At 54.1% G+C, this 18,830-nt stretch carries 16 protein-coding genes; 7 read left to right on the top strand and 9 right to left on the bottom strand.

Going from position 1 to position 18,830, the window contains the following annotated elements; all coding sequences use genetic code 11:
* Positions 1-133: 133 nt before the first annotated feature.
* Positions 134-418 (top strand): ComEA family DNA-binding protein, encoded by a 285-nt coding sequence (locus tag ACT3XD_RS13130; protein WP_192539406.1) that lies wholly within the window; start codon positions 134-136, stop codon positions 416-418.
* Between the two features lie 83 nt (positions 419-501).
* Here ACT3XD_RS13130 and prpD read toward each other — a convergent pair whose 3' ends face one another.
* From prpD to ACT3XD_RS13100, 6 genes are all read right to left on the bottom strand, one after another.
* On the bottom strand, positions 502-1,986 hold the full coding sequence (gene prpD, locus ACT3XD_RS13125; RefSeq protein ID WP_192539407.1) for a 2-methylcitrate dehydratase: 1,485 nt from the start codon (positions 1,984-1,986) through the stop codon (positions 502-504).
* A 25-nt stretch (positions 1,987-2,011) separates the two neighbouring features.
* Positions 2,012-3,208, bottom strand: a complete 1,197-nt coding sequence (prpF, locus tag ACT3XD_RS13120; protein WP_192539408.1) for a 2-methylaconitate cis-trans isomerase PrpF — start codon at positions 3,206-3,208, stop codon at positions 2,012-2,014.
* Between the two features lie 29 nt (positions 3,209-3,237).
* Positions 3,238-5,847, bottom strand: a complete 2,610-nt coding sequence (gene acnD / locus ACT3XD_RS13115) for a Fe/S-dependent 2-methylisocitrate dehydratase AcnD (protein ID WP_192539409.1) — start codon at positions 5,845-5,847, stop codon at positions 3,238-3,240.
* Positions 5,848-5,915: 68 nt separating this feature from the next.
* A complete protein-coding gene (gene prpC / locus ACT3XD_RS13110) occupies positions 5,916-7,043 on the bottom strand; it encodes a bifunctional 2-methylcitrate synthase/citrate synthase (RefSeq protein ID WP_192539410.1) in 1,128 nt (375 codons plus the stop codon).
* 67 nt (positions 7,044-7,110) lie between these two features.
* A complete protein-coding gene (gene prpB / locus ACT3XD_RS13105; RefSeq protein WP_192539411.1) occupies positions 7,111-8,001 on the bottom strand; it encodes a methylisocitrate lyase in 891 nt (296 codons plus the stop codon).
* A 6-nt stretch (positions 8,002-8,007) separates the two neighbouring features.
* Positions 8,008-8,802, bottom strand: coding sequence for a GntR family transcriptional regulator (locus ACT3XD_RS13100; RefSeq protein WP_192539412.1), 795 nt, complete (start codon positions 8,800-8,802; stop codon positions 8,008-8,010).
* 234 nt (positions 8,803-9,036) lie between these two features.
* On the opposite strand from ACT3XD_RS13100, the gene pabB reads away from it, so the two are divergent.
* Entirely contained in the window at positions 9,037-10,407 is a 1,371-nt protein-coding gene (gene pabB / locus ACT3XD_RS13095) for an aminodeoxychorismate synthase component I (RefSeq protein ID WP_192539413.1), read from the top strand.
* 119 nt (positions 10,408-10,526) lie between these two features.
* Positions 10,527-11,147, top strand: a complete 621-nt coding sequence (locus ACT3XD_RS13090) for a phosphoadenosine phosphosulfate reductase domain-containing protein (RefSeq protein ID WP_192539414.1) — start codon at positions 10,527-10,529, stop codon at positions 11,145-11,147.
* 189 nt (positions 11,148-11,336) lie between these two features.
* Here ACT3XD_RS13090 and cysB read toward each other — a convergent pair whose 3' ends face one another.
* The gene (gene cysB / locus ACT3XD_RS13085; protein ID WP_192539415.1) at positions 11,337-12,311 is read right to left on the bottom strand and encodes an HTH-type transcriptional regulator CysB; all 975 of its coding nucleotides are present in this window, start codon (positions 12,309-12,311) and stop codon (positions 11,337-11,339) included.
* Between the two features lie 253 nt (positions 12,312-12,564).
* Here cysB and trxA point away from each other — a divergent pair, with 253 nt between their 5' ends.
* On the top strand, positions 12,565-12,948 hold the full coding sequence (trxA, locus tag ACT3XD_RS13080; protein ID WP_192539416.1) for a thioredoxin: 384 nt from the start codon (positions 12,565-12,567) through the stop codon (positions 12,946-12,948).
* 93 nt (positions 12,949-13,041) lie between these two features.
* Here trxA and ACT3XD_RS13075 read toward each other — a convergent pair whose 3' ends face one another.
* On the bottom strand, positions 13,042-14,187 hold the full coding sequence (locus tag ACT3XD_RS13075) for an AI-2E family transporter (protein WP_192539417.1): 1,146 nt from the start codon (positions 14,185-14,187) through the stop codon (positions 13,042-13,044).
* Positions 14,188-14,373: 186 nt separating this feature from the next.
* Here ACT3XD_RS13075 and ACT3XD_RS13070 point away from each other — a divergent pair, with 186 nt between their 5' ends.
* Entirely contained in the window at positions 14,374-15,201 is an 828-nt protein-coding gene (locus ACT3XD_RS13070; RefSeq protein WP_192539418.1) for an SIMPL domain-containing protein, read from the top strand.
* Here the strand turns inward: ACT3XD_RS13070 and serS are convergent.
* Positions 15,146-16,423: a serine--tRNA ligase gene (gene serS / locus ACT3XD_RS13065; protein ID WP_192539419.1), complete on the bottom strand. Its 1,278-nt coding sequence runs from the start codon at positions 16,421-16,423 to the stop codon at positions 15,146-15,148. The two genes, ACT3XD_RS13070 and serS, sit on opposite strands and share 56 nt — an antisense overlap.
* Before the next feature lie 267 nt (positions 16,424-16,690).
* Between serS and ACT3XD_RS13060 the strand changes: the two genes are divergently transcribed.
* Together ACT3XD_RS13060 and ACT3XD_RS13055 are read left to right on the top strand one after the other, a co-directional pair.
* A complete protein-coding gene (locus ACT3XD_RS13060) occupies positions 16,691-17,947 on the top strand; it encodes a dicarboxylate/amino acid:cation symporter (RefSeq protein ID WP_192539420.1) in 1,257 nt (418 codons plus the stop codon).
* 94 nt (positions 17,948-18,041) lie between these two features.
* Positions 18,042-18,623: a DUF4202 domain-containing protein gene (locus tag ACT3XD_RS13055; RefSeq protein ID WP_192539421.1), complete on the top strand. Its 582-nt coding sequence runs from the start codon at positions 18,042-18,044 to the stop codon at positions 18,621-18,623.
* Positions 18,624-18,830: the final 207 nt, after the last annotated feature.

Raw genomic sequence — 18,830 nt, 5'->3', positions numbered from 1 at the left:
AGTGTCGTACATTGCTTACATCAAGACACCCCCTTAACGCGATAGGTTAGTGAAGGCGCATCGCTAAAACATCGCTAAAAACAATGTTCGGCTTTGCTATACATCTTATATAAATCAAGGGACATTTCACTTAATGAATATGACACTGAAAAGCCTGTTAACCGCCGCAGCACTTAGCCTGAGTTTAAGTTTCGCGGGTACAGCACTGGCTCAGTCAGTCGCGCCCATTAACGTTAATTCCGCTAATGCCGAACTGCTCGCAGAGCTTCCCGGCATTGGCCCAAGCAGGGCCGAAGCAATCATTAAAGAGCGTGAGGCGAACGGTGAGTTTGAAAGTATTGATGACCTCACCCGGGTTAGCGGCCTCGGTGAAGCCACAGTAGACCGAATGCGTGACCAAATCACTTTAGACGAATAATAAATCCGAGTGACCAGAACAGCCCGGTAGCGCTTAGCCGCACCGGGTGTTTTTTTATGATGGATCATCCGCCACGTGGCGCTTTAAATCATCCAAAGTGTCATAAACCGATCCACCGACGTCGCTTCAAGCGCCTCCTGATCGTCACACAGACGACTGATTTTTTCGCAGAGAGAGGCTGGGAATCGTGTGGCTAAATGCCGCTCAAATTTCTCGACCAAGAGTGGCATTCCTTCTTCACGACGGCGCTGATGCCCTATCGGATACTCCACTGCGACCTTGTCGGTGGCGCTGCCATCACTGAAAAATACCTGTACGGCATTCGCGATAGAGCGCTTTTGCGGGTCGTGGTAAGCCGCTGAATAGTCGCTATCCTCCTCGACCACCATTTTGTCGCGCAGTACATCAATTAGCGGATGAGCCGCATGAAAGCTGTCTTCATAGTGTTCGGCGGTTAGCGTACCGAAAATAAGCGGCACGGCCGTCATATACTGCAGGCAGTGATCGCGGTCAGCGGGGTTAGCCAACGCTCCGGTTTTGGAAATTATCCGAAGCGCCGAGTCATGTGTGGTAATCACGATGCGCTCAATATCAGCTAAGCGCTCTTTTACCTGAGCGTGCAGAAGTACGGCCGCCTCGCAGGCGGTTTGGGCATGGAACTCGGCCGGGAAAGCGATTTTGAATAAAATGTTTTCCATCACATAGCACCCAAACTCACGCTGAAAACGCAGGCGCCGCTCTGCTTCAGGTTTAAGGCTCAGGTCTTTATTGCTATGGCTAAAGGATACATCGTAAAACCCCCATTGCGGTGCGCTGAGCGCGCTGGGGATGCCCATCTCACCGCGTAACGCCATGTCCGCCAGGCGAACGGCCCGGGAAGTAGCATCGCCAGCCGCCCAGCTTTTTCGCGACCCGGCATTCGGCGCATGCCGGTAGGTGCGCAGGCTCTGTCCGTCTACCCACGCATGGGAAAGCGCGGCCAAAAGCTGCTCACGCGTGGCGCCCATTAGCTTGGCAACTACCGCCGTTGAAGCCACTTTCACCAACAGCACATGATCCAGCCCCACCCGGTTGAAGCTGTTTTCCAGGGCCAGCACCCCCTGAATTTCATGCGCCATGATCATGGCGTTCAACACCTCACGCATCGTCAGAGGGACGTCCCCTTGGGCAACCCGCTTTTGCGACAGATGATCGGCAACCGCCAAAATACCGCCCAGGTTGTCAGAAGGGTGCCCCCATTCGGCGGCAAGCCAGGTATCGTTATAATCCAGCCAGCGGACAGTTGCGCCGATATCCCAGGCGGCTTTTACCGGGTCAAGGCGTAGTGAAGTGCCCGGCACACGCGACCCAAATGGCACCTGGGTGCCTTCCACCAGCGGGCCGAGATGTTTGGTGCATTCTGGAAAACGCAGGGCTAGAAGTCCGCAGCCCAGCGTATCCATCAGGCAGTAGCGGGCCGTGGACAGTGCCGCCTGCGAGGGCGTATCAAAGCTCAGCACATAGTCAGCGATTAGCTGTAGCTCATCATCGTATTCTGGCCGCTCGTTTATCTCTGCTGTGACGTTCATGGAGTCGCCTCCCGAATGCATTGAGTTAAAAGCTATCGCCCGGCACGCGTACCGTACCTTCCATCAGTATACGTGCGCTGCGGCTCATGATGGCCTGATCAATCTGCCAACGCCCGTCAATCAGATTGGCCTCAGCGCCCACGCGCAAGCTGCCCGAAGGGTGGCCAAACGTGACGGACTGACGCTTACCGCCCCCGGCCGCCAAGTTAACCAGCGTACCTTCAATGGCCGCGGCGGCGGCAATGGCTACGGCGGCGGTGCCCATCATGGCGTGATGCAATTTCCCCATGGAAAGCGCCCGCACCACCAGATCGATATCGTCAGCGTTAACGGCCTGACCGCTCGATGCGACGTAATCAACCGGCGGCCCAACAAACGCTACCTTGGGCGTATGCTGGCGGCTGGCGGCTTCGCTGATATCACTGATCAGCCCCATACGCACAGCGCCATGGGCACGAATCGTCTCAAACATGCTTAGTGCTTGGCTGTCGCCATTGATGGCTTCCTGTAGCTCGGTACCGCGATAACCAATATCGGCGGCATTAATAAATACCGTGGGGATACCAGCATTGATAAGGGTAGCTTTCAGAATACCCACGCCCGGCACATCGAGGTCATCCATCAGGTTGCCGGTGGGGAAAATCGCCCCCTCGCCGTCAGCCGGGTCCATAAAGGCCACAGGAATTTCGGCGGCGGGAAAGGTCACGCCATCCAGCTCGAAATCACCAGTCTCCTGAACCTCCCCATTCACGATAGGCACCTGCGATACGATGGTTTTCTGGATATTTACCTGCCAGATTCTCACCTCGACCACACCGTTTTCAGGCACGCGTGCCGGATCAACCAAGCCATTCGCTATGGCAAATGGGCCCACCGCCGCCGAAAGATTGCCGCAGTTGCCGCTCCAATCCACGTAGGGCTTATCGATAGACACTTGGCCAAACACATAGTCCACATCGTGATCAGGCGAGTGGCTTTTGGAAAGAATGACCGTTTTACTGGTGCTTGAGGTCGCGCCGCCCATACCGTCAATCTGTTTTTCGTAAGGGTCGGGGCTTCCAATCACACGCAGCAGCAGCTTGTCTCGCGCCTCGCCCGGCATCTGAGCGGCCTGGGGTAAATCGCTTAATTTAAAAAACACGCCTTTGCTGGTGCCGCCACGCATATAGGTAGCGGGAATTTTTATTTGCGGCACATGGCGTACGTTGGCTACATCGGTCATCCTGTTTACTCCAAAAAATAACCCGGCACTTAGGCAGCCGTTGACTCGAGAAAGTCCTGGGCAAAGCGCTGCAGCACACCACCGGCGGCGTAAATTGATACTTCCTCAGCGGTATCCAGGCGGCACTTGACCGCTACGCGCTCACTGCCCCCGCTTTGGCGATGGATCACCAGCGTCAGCATCGCGCCCGGCGAGACAGCCCCCTCAACATCAAAGGTTTCGGTGCCATCCAGGCCTAGTGTCGTGCGCTTGGTTCCCGGCTCAAACTCCAGCGGCATTACGCCCATGCCAATCAAGTTAGTGCGATGAATGCGCTCAAAACCTTCCGCCGCAATGGCTTCCACACCAGCAAGCGCCACGCCTTTGGCAGCCCAGTCCCGCGAGGACCCCTGACCATAATCGGCGCCAGCAATAATGATCAGCGGCTGCTTACGCGCCATGTAGGTTTCGATAGCTTCCCACATGCGGGTCACTTCACCTTCAGGCTCGACCCGTGCCAGAGACCCCTGTTTTACATTGCCATCGGCATCGCGAACCATTTCGTTAAACAGCTTGGGATTGGCGAAGGTCGCGCGCTGAGCGGTGAGATGGTCCCCGCGGTGAGTCGCGTAGGAGTTGAAGTCCTCCTCCGGCAGGCCCATTTTCGCCAGGTACTCACCCGCCGCGCTATTAAGCTGAATGGCGTTGGAAGGCGATAGGTGATCGGTGGTGATATTGTCCGGCAAGATTGCCAGCGGCCGCATGCCTTTCAAGGTACGCTCTTTCGCCATATTGCCCTCCCAGTAAGGTGGGCGACGAATGTAGGTACTCTGGGGGCGCCAGTCGTATAGCGGATTAACCTGAGCACGCGCGCTTTTATCAATATCGAACATGGGGATATAGGTCTGGCGGAACTGCTCGGGCTTCACCGATGCTTTTACAATGGCGTCGATCTCTTCATCCGCTGGCCAGATATCTTTCAAGGTAACGGGATTTCCCGCCTGGTCGATGCCCAGCACGTCTTTTTCAATATCAAAGCGGATAGTGCCTGCAATGGCGTAAGCAACCACTAAAGGCGGCGAAGCCAAAAAGGCCTGCTGGGCATAGGGGTGAATCCGCCCGTCAAAGTTGCGGTTACCGGAAAGCACCGCCGTGGCGTAAAGGTCTCGGTCAATGATTTCCTGCTGAATAACAGGGTCCAGCGCGCCAGACATGCCGTTACAGGTGGTGCAGGCATAGGCCACTACGCCAAATCCCAGGTTCTCCAGCTCATTCATCAAGCCGGCTTCTTCCAGGTACATCTTGACCGTTTTCGAACCGGGCGCCAGGGATGACTTTACCCAGGGTTTACGCAACAGGCCGAGCCGGTTGGCGTTGCGCGCAATTAACCCAGCCGCCACCATATTACGCGGGTTAGAGGTATTGGTGCAGCTCGTGATGGCGGCGATAATAACCGCACCATCAGGCATTTTACCGGCTTTCTCTTCTTCGCGAGCAGCCTCAAGCCCTACCGCAATTCCGCGCTGAGCCAGCTCGGAGGTCGGCAGGTGCGCATGTGGGTTGGAAGGCCCTGCCAACGTCCGCGCAACCGATGAAAGATCAAAGCTCAGCACCCGCTCATACTCAACCTGCGTCAGGCTGTTGGCCCAGAGGCCGGTGTGCTTGGCATAGGTTTCGACCAGCGCCACCTGCTCATCTTCACGACCGGTGAGCTTCAGGTAATCGATGGTTTGGCTATCGATATAAAACATCGCCGCCGTGGCACCGTACTCGGGCGTCATGTTTGAAATCGTGGCACGATCGCCGACCGTCAGCGCATCGGCGCCTTCGCCATAAAACTCCAGATAGGCACCGACCACGCGCTCTTTACGCAGAAACTCGGTGATCGCCAGCACCATATCGGTACCCGTGATACCCGGCTGCAGCTTGCCGGTCAGCTCTACACCGACGATATCCGGCAAGCGCATCATGGAAGCGCGCCCAAGCATGACGCTCTCAGCCTCCAGGCCACCCACGCCGACTGAAATAACCCCGAGCGCGTCCACCATGGGGGTATGGCTATCGGTGCCCACGCAGGTATCAGGATAAGCAATGCCGTCCCGGTTCTGCACTACCGGCGACATTTTCTCCAGATTGATCTGGTGCATGATGCCATTGCCAGGCGGGATAACATCAACGTTTTCAAAAGCCGTTTTGGTCCAGTTAATAAAGTGGAAGCGGTCATCATTGCGCCGGTCTTCAATGGCGCGGTTTTTCTCAAAGGCCCCCTCTTCAAAGCCCGGATGCTCTACTGCCAACGAATGATCGACAATCAGCTGAGTGGGCACAACGGGGTTAACCTTGGCCGGGTCACCGCCCTTTTCGGCGATGGCATCGCGCAGCCCGGCCAAATCAACCAGTGCCGTCTGGCCTAGAATATCGTGGCATACCACGCGTGCCGGGTACCACGGAAAATCAAGATCGCGCCGGCGCTCGATAAGCTGCTTAAGCGCGTCCGTCAGCAGCGCAGGATCACAGCGGCGTACCAATTGCTCTGCCAGCACGCGTGACGTGTAAGGGAGTGTGGCGTAGGCCCCTGGCTGAATATCCTCAACGGCTTGGCGCGCATTAAAGTAATCAAGCTCGGTGCCTGGCAGTGGTTGACGATATTGGCTATTCATAGCAAGCAAACTCATGAAAAGGGAGCTAAAAAAACGCCCGGCACGCAAGCTGCCGGGCTGCACGCTGATTAATCACGCGCCTCAATGGGGACCCATTCGCTTTTTTCAGGACCGATGTAGTCGGCGCTGGGACGGATAATCCGATTATTGGCCCGCTGCTCAAACACATGGGCAGCCCACCCGGTGAGCCGAGACATTACGAAAATCGGCGTGAACAGCTTGGTGGGGATATCCATAAAGTAATAGGCGCTGGCATGGAAAAAGTCTGCGTTGCAGAACAGCTTTTTCTCGCGCCACATCACTTCTTCGACCTTTTCAGATACGGGATAAAGCACCGTATCGCCTACATCGTCGGCCAGCTTTTTAGACCAGTGCTTGATAATCTCATTACGCGGATCAGACTCGCGATAGATCGCGTGGCCAAAGCCCATGATTTTGTCTTTGCGCTCAAGCATACCCATGATCTTGCTCTCGGCTTCTTCAGGCGATTGCCAATCCTCGATCATCGCCATTGCCGCTTCGTTCGCGCCACCATGCAATGGCCCGCGCAAAGAGCCGATAGCCCCGGTAACGCACGAATGCATATCAGAAAGCGTGGAGGCACACACCCGGGCGGTAAAGGTAGAGGCGTTAAACTCATGCTCGGCATACAGAATAAGCGAAACGTTCATGACCCGTGCATGCAGTTCGGAGGCCGGCTCGCCGCGCAGCATGTTAAGGAAATGACCACCTACCGAGTTATCGTCGGTTTGAGTATCGATACGCACGCCGTCGTGAGAGAAACGGTACCAGTAGCAGATAATCGACGGCAAGACGGCCAAAAGACGATCGGCAACGTCCTGCTGCTCGTCAAAACTCTCTTCGGTTTCAAGATTGCCCAGCATGGACGTGCCAGTCCGCATGACATCCATCGGGTGGGCGTCTTTAGGGATCTGCTCCAGCACAGTTTTGAGTGCCTCAGGCAGCCCACGCAGGCTTTTTAGCTTGCGGATGTAATGATCCAGCTCTGACTGATTGGGCAGCTTTCCTTTTAAGAGCAGGTAGGCGACTTCTTCAAATTTAGCCTTTTCGGCAAGCTCTTTGATATCAAATCCACGGTAAGTCAAACCTGAACCGGTTTTACCTACTGTACATAGCGCGGTGGTACCGGCGCTTTGGCCACGCAGTCCTGCACCTGTCACGGGTTTATCAGCCATGGTGTGTCTCCTGTCGCTACTTTTATTTTAAGTATGTATTAACGTCTGTAATCAAATAGCAGTTTGGTTACTGGTCGCTGCCTCGCTCGGCAAACAAAGCGTCCAGTTTCTGCTCGAAGTCGTGGTAGTTAAGAAAATCGTAAAGTTCATCGCGTGTTTGCATGGTACTGACCACGTCTTTTTGATGGCCGTTATCCAGTATGCTCTGGTAAACGTTTAGCGCTGCTGCATTCATGGCCCTAAACGCGGAGAGCGGGTAAAGCACCATGCGGCAGCCGACATCGCCAAGCTCTGCCTGAGTGAACAGTGGCGTTGCGCCAAACTCGGTAATATTGGCCAAAATGGGCGCATCGACTCGATCACAAAACGCCTGATAATCTGCAAGGGTATGCACGGCCTCGGCAAAGATGGCATCAGCCCCCGCGTCGACACATGCATTGGCGCGCTCAATAGCGGCATCAAGCCCCTCTTTCTGAAACGCATCGGTGCGGGCAATCAGGTAAAAGTCAGGATCCAAGCGAGCATCTGCGGCGGCTTTGATACGATCAACCATCTCGTCTTGGGAAACGATCGCTTTATTGGGCCGGTGGCCGCAGCGCTTTTGCGCAACCTGGTCTTCTAGATGAACGGCTGCAACACCAGCACGCTGCATCTCTTTGACAGCACGCGAAATATTAAACGCCCCACCCCATCCAGTATCGATATCCACCAGCAGCGGCAAGTCGGTGGCACCACAAATCCGGTGCGCATCCTCCACCACATCGTTCATGGTGGTCATGCCTAGATCAGGCAGGCCGAAGGAGGCATTTGCGACCCCGCCGCCGGAAAGATAGATCGCCTGGTGGCCCACACGTTCTGCCATCATTGCTGTGTAAGCATTGATAGTACCCAGTATGGCAAGCGGACGATTAGCTTCCAGGGCGGCTTTAAAACGGGCGCCGGGGGTGCGGGTCGACATTAGCGTTTACTCCTGACAGGTAGTGGATGGCATGCCGGATGACTCAGCAGGCTCTGATGATAAATCTGATGATTCCGAAGATTGCTGTTTGAGAATCGCGGCATAGCGGTCAGCAACGTTGGCACGCGAAGCACTGACGTGGCGACGCATCAATAGCTCGGCAAGCTCGGCATCACCCGCCTCAATCGCATCCACGATCCGATGGTGCTCAACAAAGGCGCGCTGGGGGCGCGTACCGCTGGCACTAAACTGCGTGCGGTAAAGGCGGACTAGATAATAAAGGTCGTTACACAGCAGACTCATCAACATCTTGTTATGGCTGCCTTGCACAATGCGATAATGAAAATCGAGATCGCCTTCACGCTGATAGTAAGCCTCGCCGCGTTTTAAATCGGCCTGACCTTCATGCAGGGCCAGCACATCGCGCAGGCCCTGTATTTCTTCTGCAGACATATGTTCCGCGGCCAACCTTGCCGCCATGCTTTCCAACGCTTCACGGACGTCAAACAACTCAATTAACTCTTTCATTGATAGCTTAACTACGCGCGCGCCAACGTGCGGTACACGCTCAATTAGCCGGTGGGACTCTAAACGTCGCATCGCTTCACGTAGCGGGCCGCGAGAAATACCGTAGGTTTTCGAAAGCCCCGGTTCGGTAATTTTGCTCCCCGGTGCCAAAACGCCACGCACAATATCGCTCTGCAACTGATGAAATACCCGTTCGGCTAGCGTTCGCACTTCAGGCGGTGCCATTTCAAGCGGCGAATCAACAGAATAAGGGGCACTAATGGGTGAGCTCATGGGTAATTGTCGACAATTAGAAAAAGTATCCAAACTTTAGCTGTGCGCCTGACTAGCGTCAACCATAGAATACTGGCGATTTAATGCATCTTTGGTTGTACGCAAAAAGTCTATCGCATCCATCAGTGTCAACAATCTAGCGGTACCCGTGAGAAGTTTGCCAAGGACACCTCTGGTGTCGGTGTTCAACGCCCTTTAATATAAGCAGCCTTTTACCGGCGAGGCGCTTGCTACATGACCACGGCATTGTCGATTTTTACGCTGCCCTACTCTTCTGACCCGCTAGCGCTGTTTGATGCGCTTCGCCAGCGTCCAGGTGCGGTACTTTTGGATAGTGGTCGCCCCGTTGCTCAGGGCCGCTACGATATTCTGAGTAGCGACCCCTTAGCGACGCTAGAAATAGACGCTAGGGGAAAGTCGGTACTGGCGAGCGATCAGCTTGATATAACGAACCTGCCCTCCGGCGATTGCTTTACCCACCAGCAGTGGCTGTTAAACAAGTTGCCCTCCCAGGCCACTCAGGCGAATCAAAGCGCTATACACAACGAGCTGCCCTTTATGGGCGGACTGATCGGCTACTGGGGCTATGACTTGGGGCGTTCACAGGCAACCCACTACCAACCCAGGATTACCGACCTTCCTCAGGCGCGTCTGGGCCTTTATGATTGGTGCATTACTCTTGATCACGTGGCTCAGCAGGCTTGGCTAATAGCCACCCCGCAGCGCCGAGATCAGGTAGTAGAGTGGTTAAGCCAGGAACCGCCCAAACGGGCTCCATTTACCTTAACTGCCCCCTTTCAAGCAGGGTTGAGCTACAGCGATTACGCTGAGCGCTTTAAAGCCGTTCAGCGCTACATTCTGGCGGGCGACTGCTATCAGATTAATCTTGCCCAGCGATTTTCTGCCACTTATCAGGGCGATGAATGGCAGGCCTATTTGCGTTTACGCAAAGCCACGCCCACACCGTTCTCGGGCTTCATGGCTTGGGGCCAACAGGCCGTCCTTTCCCTTTCACCTGAACGCTTTATTCAAAGTAAAAATGGAGCGGTCGAAGCTCGTCCTATAAAAGGAACCCGGCCGCGCGGCGCAACGGTCGATGAGGATCTTGCCCTGGCAAATGCGCTAACGAGCAGCCTTAAAGATCGCGCTGAAAATGTGATGATCGTTGATTTACTGCGCAATGATCTAGGCCGCGTATGCATGCCGGGCAGCATTAATGTTCCCCAGCTGTGCAAGTTAGAAAGCTACCCTAATGTACATCATCTGGTGAGCGTAGTGCGTGGGCAGCTAGCGCCCGGCGCCTCACCGCTTGCCTTACTGGCGGCGGCTTTTCCCGGCGGTTCGATTACCGGCGCGCCGAAAGTGCGCGCCATGCAAATTATCGCCGAGCTTGAGCCGTGTCAGCGCAGCGTGTACTGCGGAAGCATGGGATACGTTGATATACGTGGCAGCATGGACACCTCTATTACCATTCGCACCTTAGTGGCTGATGCCGGAACACTACACGTGTGGGGCGGCGGCGGCCTGGTGGCTGACTCAACACTGGATGAAGAGTATGTCGAGACACTAGATAAAATCCGCCACCTCATAAAGTCATTAACCTAAGCCATAGGGCTTTTTTAAATCAAAAAGGAATATAAAAGCCAAACCAAACGGTATTGGGGGAATATGCTTGCAGTTTGATAGCCTAACAGCATGGTTCATCAACATGACAAGGAGGCGACATGACTTCATCGCTTGAAGCGATCAACCGCGACTTCGGCAACAATCCACAAGCCCTTATTGAGTGGGCGCTGGCCCAAGGTAAACGCCCCATTTGCACGACCAACTTTCGCCCGTTTGAAGCGGTTATTCTGCATATGGTGACTCAAGTGCGCCCAGATATGCCGATTGTGTGGATGGACAGTGGCTATAACACCGAAGCTACGTATCAGTTTGCCGACGCAGTAATTAAGCGCCTGAACCTGAACATGGTGAATTTTCTGCCCCAACGCACTCGGGCCCACCGCGAAGCGTTGGAAGGCCCTATGCCTGGCATTGATGACCCGCGCCACGCGGCCTTTACTCAAGAGGTCAAAATCGAACCTTTTGAGCGTGCGTTGAGTGAAATGCGCCCCGATATATGGTTTACGGCACTACGTGCAGAAGACACGCCCGAGCGCGCCAAGATGCAACCGATTAGCCGCAATAGCGATGGTCTGGTGAAGGTGGCCCCGCTGCTTCACTGGTCGGCCAAAGAGATGTACCAATACCTGCAAGCCCACGATCTTCCCAATAACTTTGATTACTTTGACCCCACCAAAGTGGAAGAGAAGCGCGAGTGCGGGCTGCATTTACAGCACTAATCTTCATGCTGAGCTTTAATACTAAGTTGCAGTACTGATTTGCATTACGAATCTTCAGCACTAGGCTATAGCGGCTAATTTAAGCACTGAATAAGCCGCTCACTTAGCTATCGGCTGTCTGTGGCCATTGAGCAGACGCAAGCGCCGCTGGCTAAGTGAGCTTTTAACTCATCGGGCTTATTCAATAAATCAGTGCTCAGGGAGGTCGATCCCTTCAAACAGTGACTGCTCAAAACGCGGCCCAGCGATTAACGCTTCATCGACCCGATCACGGGTAAGGTGCGGTGCAAATCGCGCTAGGAAGTCGTACATATAGCCGCGCATAAAGGTGCCCCGTCGAATGCCGATCTTGGTTGTAGAGCTGGCAAACAGATGACTGGCGTCCAAGGCAACCAGATCCTCGTCCAGCGTATCGTCGACGGCCATATGCGCCACGATGCCCACGCCCATCCCGAGGCGTACGTAGGTTTTAATCACGTCGGCGTCGGCGGCGGTAAGCACCACGTTGGGCGTTAGCCCTTGCGCTTTGAAGGCATCATCAAGCTGCGAGCGACCGGTAAAACCAAACACGTACGTCACTAGCGGATGCGCGGCCAATGCTTCCAGAGTTAAAGGTCCGTTCAGAGAGGCGAGCGGATGATCTTTAGGTACCAGGGCGCAGCGGTTCCAGCGGTAGCAAGGCAAGAGCACCAGATCCGTAAATAGCTCCAAGGATTCGGTGGCAATTGCGAAATCCGCCTGCCCCTCACTCACCATCTGGGCAATCTGCTTGGGTGTACCCTGCTGCATATGCAAGGCAACTTCCGGGTACTTCAGCGTAAATTCACTGATAATAGGCGGTAACGCATAGCGTGCCTGAGTATGGGTCGTGGCAATTGATAAACTGCCGCGGCGCTCATCACTATGCTCCTGGGCTACCTGCTTAATATTTTCAGCGAGCTTAAGCACCTGCCCCGCCAGATCAATGATCGATTGGCCCGCGGGCGTTACACGGGTTAAGTGCTTTCCGCTACGCGCAAAAATCTCCACACCGAGCTCATCCTCTAGCAACCGTATCTGCTTTGAAATACCGGGCTGCGAGGTAAACAAGCTTTGTGCGGTGGCCGAAACATTTAAATTATGTCGGTTAACTTCCCAAATATAACGAAGTTGTTGTAGCTTCATATCGTCACCTCATTTTCTATACCGATCGCAGGCAGGTTTTCTTACGCAGATACCGCCTCTCCCGCTCGCCATAAAGCACTATTTAGAATAAAAAAAAATCTTATAATTCACTTATATTATAAAAGAAAGCGTCTATTAGCATCTATTAATTTCTTACATTACTAACAAATCAGTCGAGTATATTTGCCAGCAATCGCCACGCCCGCTACCATTTGCCGACTTGGCGCGATAAAAGTGAGCAGGTTATCGCGTAATGACCGTTGCTCCATTTGAGGCAACGAAACTGAAAGAGCAACGCAAACGGGAGAAGCAAATGGCTAATAATGTTGATGTCACCAATGCCAACTTTGAGCAAGAAGTCCTCAATGCCGAACAGCCTGTCCTGCTTAAATTCTGGGCGCCCTGGTGTGGCCCATGTAAAGTTATGGCACCGGTTGTAGATGAAGTAGCTGCTGAGCTTGGCGACAACTTAAAGGTTGTCAGTGTCAACGTTGACGATGCGCCGGAAATTGCCGCTGAGCAAGGCGTGCGCGGTGTTCCCACCGTTATGCTGTTCAAGTCTGGCACTAAAGTCGCTTCGCTGGTTGGCGCTCAATCCAAGTCTCAACTAACGCAATTCATCGACCAGAACGCTTGATGAAATTAGCCACCGCCGTTATCACCGGCGGTGGCTATGCACGAGCCTTGCTTGACCAGGCTTCCTTTCTTGAATTAGCTGCCCCGCCTTTATCTAGCTCTCCCCTTCTTTCAGATGTTCTTCGTGCTGATCATTATTTTTACGTTTCCAAGGCGCACGACCTGCATCCCGCTGGCTCAGATAGCGGCCGGTACGATGCTTTCCTGGACCTAGAAAGTGCGCAATCCAGCGTGTCTGCGGATGGCTATCCAGGGCAATCTTGAGCGTCATGGTCAATACCACCGAAAGCAGCATCCCCGCCGCACCAAAAATCCACCCCCATACCACCAGTGACAGAAACGCCACAAACGTTGAAAGCCCCAGCGCTTGACCCATGACGCGTGGCTCAATCAGATTTCCCAATACAAAATTAATGACCAAATAGGCGGAGGCCAGCAACAGCGCCTGAAATACCCCGCCATCTTGGGCAACCAGCAAGAGCAGAACCGGTGGAATCGCCGCCAGTGCCGAGCCGATATTGGGAATGAAGTTAAGTCCAAATGCCAACACACCCCACAGCAAAGGGAAATCAACCCCGACGATAAGGCAGGAGAGCCATACCAACACCCCGGTCGCCAGGCTGATGACCGTCTTTACCGCCAGGTAACGCTTTAGCGTTAAACTAAACTCGCTAAAACGTTTTAAGCTGGGCGCCGGGTTCTCAAGGGCCCGGGAAACTTTTTGGCGAAAATTAAGCGTCTCAAACAACATGAAAATGACCAGCAGCCCTACAATGATGCTTTGCATGATCAAGTTGCCCAGTTCGCCCAGCAGGGTAGCTATCCACGAGCCTTCTTCGTCCATTTGAAAAACGGCGCTAAGCTGATCAGGGTCAACCGCAAAGCCATGCATTGCCAGGGTGTTGAGCAAATCCCAATAGTGTTCGTATAGCCGCTCTTCTATATCAGGCAGCGCTGCCACAAAGGTGCTGAAGCTATTCACCACCAGCACGCCAATCAGCGATAGAAAGACCAATAAAACCAGTAGGGTTAAAAAGGCTGACATCCGCATGCTCAGGCCCCAACGATGCAGCCACTGCACGGGAGAGGTGCACACCACGGCGATAAACACCGCCAGCAGTAAAGGCACTAAAAGATCCGCGCCCATTTTCATTCCCGCAATAATGATCACCAGCGCGGCAAGCGCCAATGTGGCATGCAAGGGAATACTTCGGTAATCCTCATCCGACAATTGTGGCATAGCTTCATCCTTAGCTAGTTATCCGTACATAATGGCTGCAATCAGGACATTGCACAAACCGTGCAAGTAATAAGCAACTGTTTTACGTCACCTCTTTAAACAGGAACTTTCGCTTCTCCTACTATTCCAAGCAACGTCTACACTGTGACGACACCACTCTACTTTGCTATTCATTAAGGAAATTCCATGAACCCAACACCGGCACGTTTACCGCGTTTTCGCTATGGCCTATTAAGTGGCGCGCTGTTGGCGTTACTCAGCACACCGCTTGCCTTTGCCGCGCCACCCACTCCACCAAGCCTGAGCGTCCAGGCCCAGTCCTGGGTCGAAGTTGAACCAGACCAAGCTACGCTCACCGCCAGACTGTGGGAAAACACGCCCGCCGTCTCGTCAATGGAAGATACTGACAGCGAAGCGCTAGGTGAAGCTCGTGAGCGCCTTGAAAGCCGTGCCAGTGAACTGATCTCTGCCATCGAAGCATTAGGTATTGAGCGGCATGCGATTAATGCGGGTTCTTTAAATGTTTACCCTGACCATGTGGCGGCACCGCGCAGCGAGAACGGTGATCAGGAAATGCTCCAGCGCACGCGTCTTGAGCGTCCGTTCAGCGTAGAGCTAACCGACCTTGATCAACTGGGTGAAGTCCTCAACGCGCTTATCGGAGTAGGCGTTAACGCGTTAGACGGCGTGCAGTTCGATTTGCAGGATAGAGACGCAGCGACCGATGAAGCCCTGGTAAAAGCGCTTGATAAGGCCCGCCACAAAGCTGACCTGATGGCGAGTACTCTGGAAGCCGAGCTGGGTCATGTTCAGCGTATTGAAGAGACACAGTCGCCGATTTTTCAGCCCCGCATGATGGCGATGCGTGCTGAAAGCGACGCCGCCAGTAGCGGTGCGCAAAGCGACTACAGCCCCGGCACCATTCGTATTGATGCCGGGGTAAACGTGGAGTGGACCCTTAAAGGGCCAGACGCTCCTGACCACGCAGATACGGACGTAGCGGCTCAGGAATAATCACCGAGCCATCCGCCTGCTGGTGGTTTTCAAGAACGGCCAGCAGGCAGCGGCCTACAGCCAAGCCTGAACCATTCAACGTATGCAGAAGCTGAGGCTTTTTCAACTCCGGATCGCGAAAACGCGCCTGCATGCGCCGCGCCTGAAAGTCCTCGCAGTTAGAAACCGATGAAATTTCCCGATAGGTTTCCTGGCTAGGCAGCCAAACTTCCAGATCGTAGGTTTTCGCTGCGCCAAAGCCCATATCACCGGTGCATAGGGTAACGACCCGATACGGAAGCTCCAAAGCCTGCAAAATCGCCTCAGCGTGACCACGCATTTCTTCAAGGGCCGCGTAGCTCTTCTCAGGTTCAACGATTTGCACCATTTCCACTTTATCAAACTGATGCTGGCGAATCATGCCGCGAGTATCGCGTCCGTGCGAACCGGCTTCGCTGCGAAAACATGGTGTGTGCGCGGTGAGCTTCATCGGTAACGCCGCCTGATCGACAATTTCATCGCGTACAAAATTGGTGAGCGGCACTTCTGACGTGGGAATCAGGTAGTACTCGCGCTCATCATCAAGCTTAAACAGATCTTCGCCAAACTTAGGCAACTGACCAGTTGCCATCAGCGAGTCGCTGTTGACCATATACGGCACGTAGCACTCTTCATAACCGTGCTGCTCGGTTTGGGTATCCAACATAAACTGAGCCAGTGCACGGTGCAGCCGGGCAATCGGCCCACGCATTACGGCGAATCGCGCACCGGTTAACTTAGCCGCCAACTCAAAATCCAGGTACCCGGATTTCTTGCCCAGATCAACGTGGTCGAGCACTTCAAAATCAAACGCGCGGGGCGTGCCCCAGCGGTGTAGCTCTACGTTATCATCTTCGTTTTTGCCTTGCGGCACGCTTTCATGGGGCAGGTTAGGAATTCCGCTGACGGCATCGTCCCACTCGGCCTGCACCTCAGCAAGCTCGCGTTTTGCGCTATCCAAACGTTCGCCCAGGTCGCTCACGCTATCTAACAGCGGCTGGATATCTTCCCCATTCGCTTTGGCCTTGCCAATGGCTTTGGAACGCGTGTTGCGCTCGCTCTGCAACTGCTCGGTCTGGGTTTGCAATTCACGGCGGCGCGACTCCAGCGACTGCAGTCCCTCTTTATCCAGCATGAAGCCGCGACGAGCTAGTTGTTGCGCAGCCGCGTCCAGATCACCGCGCAGCAGTTTCGGATCGAGCATAAGTTATCCCTTAGCCTGAATTCAGTTAAACACGGCGCCAAACGCCTGCATCAAAGCCACCTATTGTAGGCAAAAGCGTGGCATGGGGCTATGGGGGTTTCCTACCTCGCGCTCAAGCTTGAGCATCTCAGCCCTTTTGCGATCCGTTTTGCTTATAGCGCCGCCTACCGACATCCCCGCCCCTCGCGTGAAAAGTGGTAAAGTGCGCGCCGAATCGTTATCCAGCGCTTCTTTTTCGATCAACTTTTAAAGCACAGCAAGGAGGATATGCCCGTGAGCACATCACAAGGCGCATTCGGATGGTGGCGAGGCATTGCCCTATGGAAAAAAATTCTCGCAGGCCTAGCACTGGGGATATTGGCTGGCGCGTTACTGGGTGAAAATGCCAGCCTCTTTAAACCACTGGGCGATATTTTCATCAATGCGATAATGATGTTGATCGTGCCCCTGGTGTTTTCCACACTGATCGTGGGCATAACCTCAATGCGCGACCCGCAAAAAATGGGGCGCATCGGCGCGCGCACTATTGGGCTTTATCTTCTCACTACAGCGTTTGCGATCAGCATCGGCCTGTTACTCTCTACTCTGCTTCAGCCCGGCGCGGGCGTTAATATAAGTTTTGACGGCAGTGTCGATGCAAGCGAGGCGCCTACACTCGCGTCTATTTTGATTGATCTGGTTCCCCGTAATCCTATTGATGCGCTGGCCAATGGCAATATTCTGCAGATTATCGTGTTTGCCATCGGCCTGGGTATTTCGCTCACCCTGATTGGTAAGAAAGGTGAGCCGCTGGTCGTTGTGTTCGATAGCTTTGCCGAAGCGATGTACAAACTCACCGGTATTGTTATGGCGTTTGCGCCTTTTGGCGTCTTTGGCCTTATCGCCCATGTGTCCGGCCAATACGGGTTAGAAATCCTTCTGCCCCTCGCCAAGCTAATTGGCGTGGTGTACCTCGCCAGTGCGCTGCATGTTCTGGTGGTTTATTCAGGCTTTATCAGCCTGCTGGGAAGGCTTAATCCGGCTCGTTATCTTCAAGGTAGCCTGGATGCCATGATGGTGGCGTTCTCCTCGGCCTCATCAGCAGGCTCGCTGCCCGTATCGATTCGCTGCGCACAACAGAACCTGGGTGTTTCTGAAGGTGTCTCCGGCTTTGTGCTTCCCGTCGGGGCGACTATCAATATGGACGGCACGGCGCTTTATCAGGGCGTCGTCGTCCTGTTTATTGCCCAGATGTTAGGTATTGAGCTAAGCCTGGTCGACTACGGCATGATTGTGGCAACCGGCACCCTCGCCTCTATCGGCACGGCCGGCGTACCCGGCGCGGGCCTGATTATGCTATCGATTGTAATGGCGCAAATCGGTCTGCCGCTTGAAGCGATTGCTGTGGTAGCGGGTATTGATCGGATCCTCGATATGGCGCGTACCAGTGTGAACGTGGCGGGCGACATTATGGTCACGACCCTGGTAGGCAAAAGCGAGGGTGAATTGAACCTTGATATCTATAATGCCGATAATAAAGCGTAACTGGCGTAGTCAAGACCTAGACCACGACAAAGCAAGCCAAGAGTTTCTGCAACCTGCCCAGGTTGCAGAAACTCACTAGCCCAAGGAACGCACAATGACTAATCGCCTTGAACAGGTAATAAACGCGTTGGATCAACTCCACAGCGAAGACCCGCAAGCGGTTAACGTTGATGGCGAGTCGGTGGCGGCCGAACTGCTTTATGCACAGCGCATGAGCGCATGGCTTACCACGCTTACCCAATCCCCTGGGGAGTGCCTGCAAATCTCTGTGCGAGCCCAACACTTACAACGCTGGCAAGTAACGCGCGAAGAGTACCCTGAAGGCCGCGTGGGGTATTTAACCTGGCGACGTGACCAGGGTATACGTGCTGGAGAGACTACCGCACTGCTGATGAGTGAAGCAGGCTACTCTGCCGAAGATGCCGCGCGGATCGCTACTATTATCAACAAGAAAGGGTTAGGCCGTGATCCAGACGTACAGGCTCTTGAAGACTGTGCCTGCCTGGTATTTTTAGAGAACTACTTTGCCGACTTTTCACGCAAGGTCGAGCACGACCACATGCTGCGGATTATTCAAAAAACCTGGCGCAAAATGTCTCCGCAAGCACATGAACTAGCGCTTGGCCTGCCCATGTCGGCTAGCTCTGCCGCGCTGGTCAAAGAGGCCTTAAGCTAAGCACTCCTCACAAGGGTGCAGCTTAACAAACGCTGCGGTAAAGTAGCGCTCTTTCTTTTTTATGCCCTGGCACTGACGGCTTGAACGATTATGATTGCATCTCTGGACTCTCGTACCGCCCCGTTTAAACGCTTAGGCACCCACTACCTGCGCTTTCTGGAAGCCCTAAAGACCCGCGGCTTCGACGGCGAGATTGCCCCTGATTAT

This window comes from Halomonas sp. AOP7-B1-5 (genome assembly GCF_052353045.1).
Lineage (GTDB): Bacteria > Pseudomonadota > Gammaproteobacteria > Pseudomonadales > Halomonadaceae > Vreelandella > Vreelandella colorata.
The sequence above is the reverse complement of the archived record's forward strand: the minus strand, read 5'-3'. Positions and strand labels throughout refer to the sequence as shown.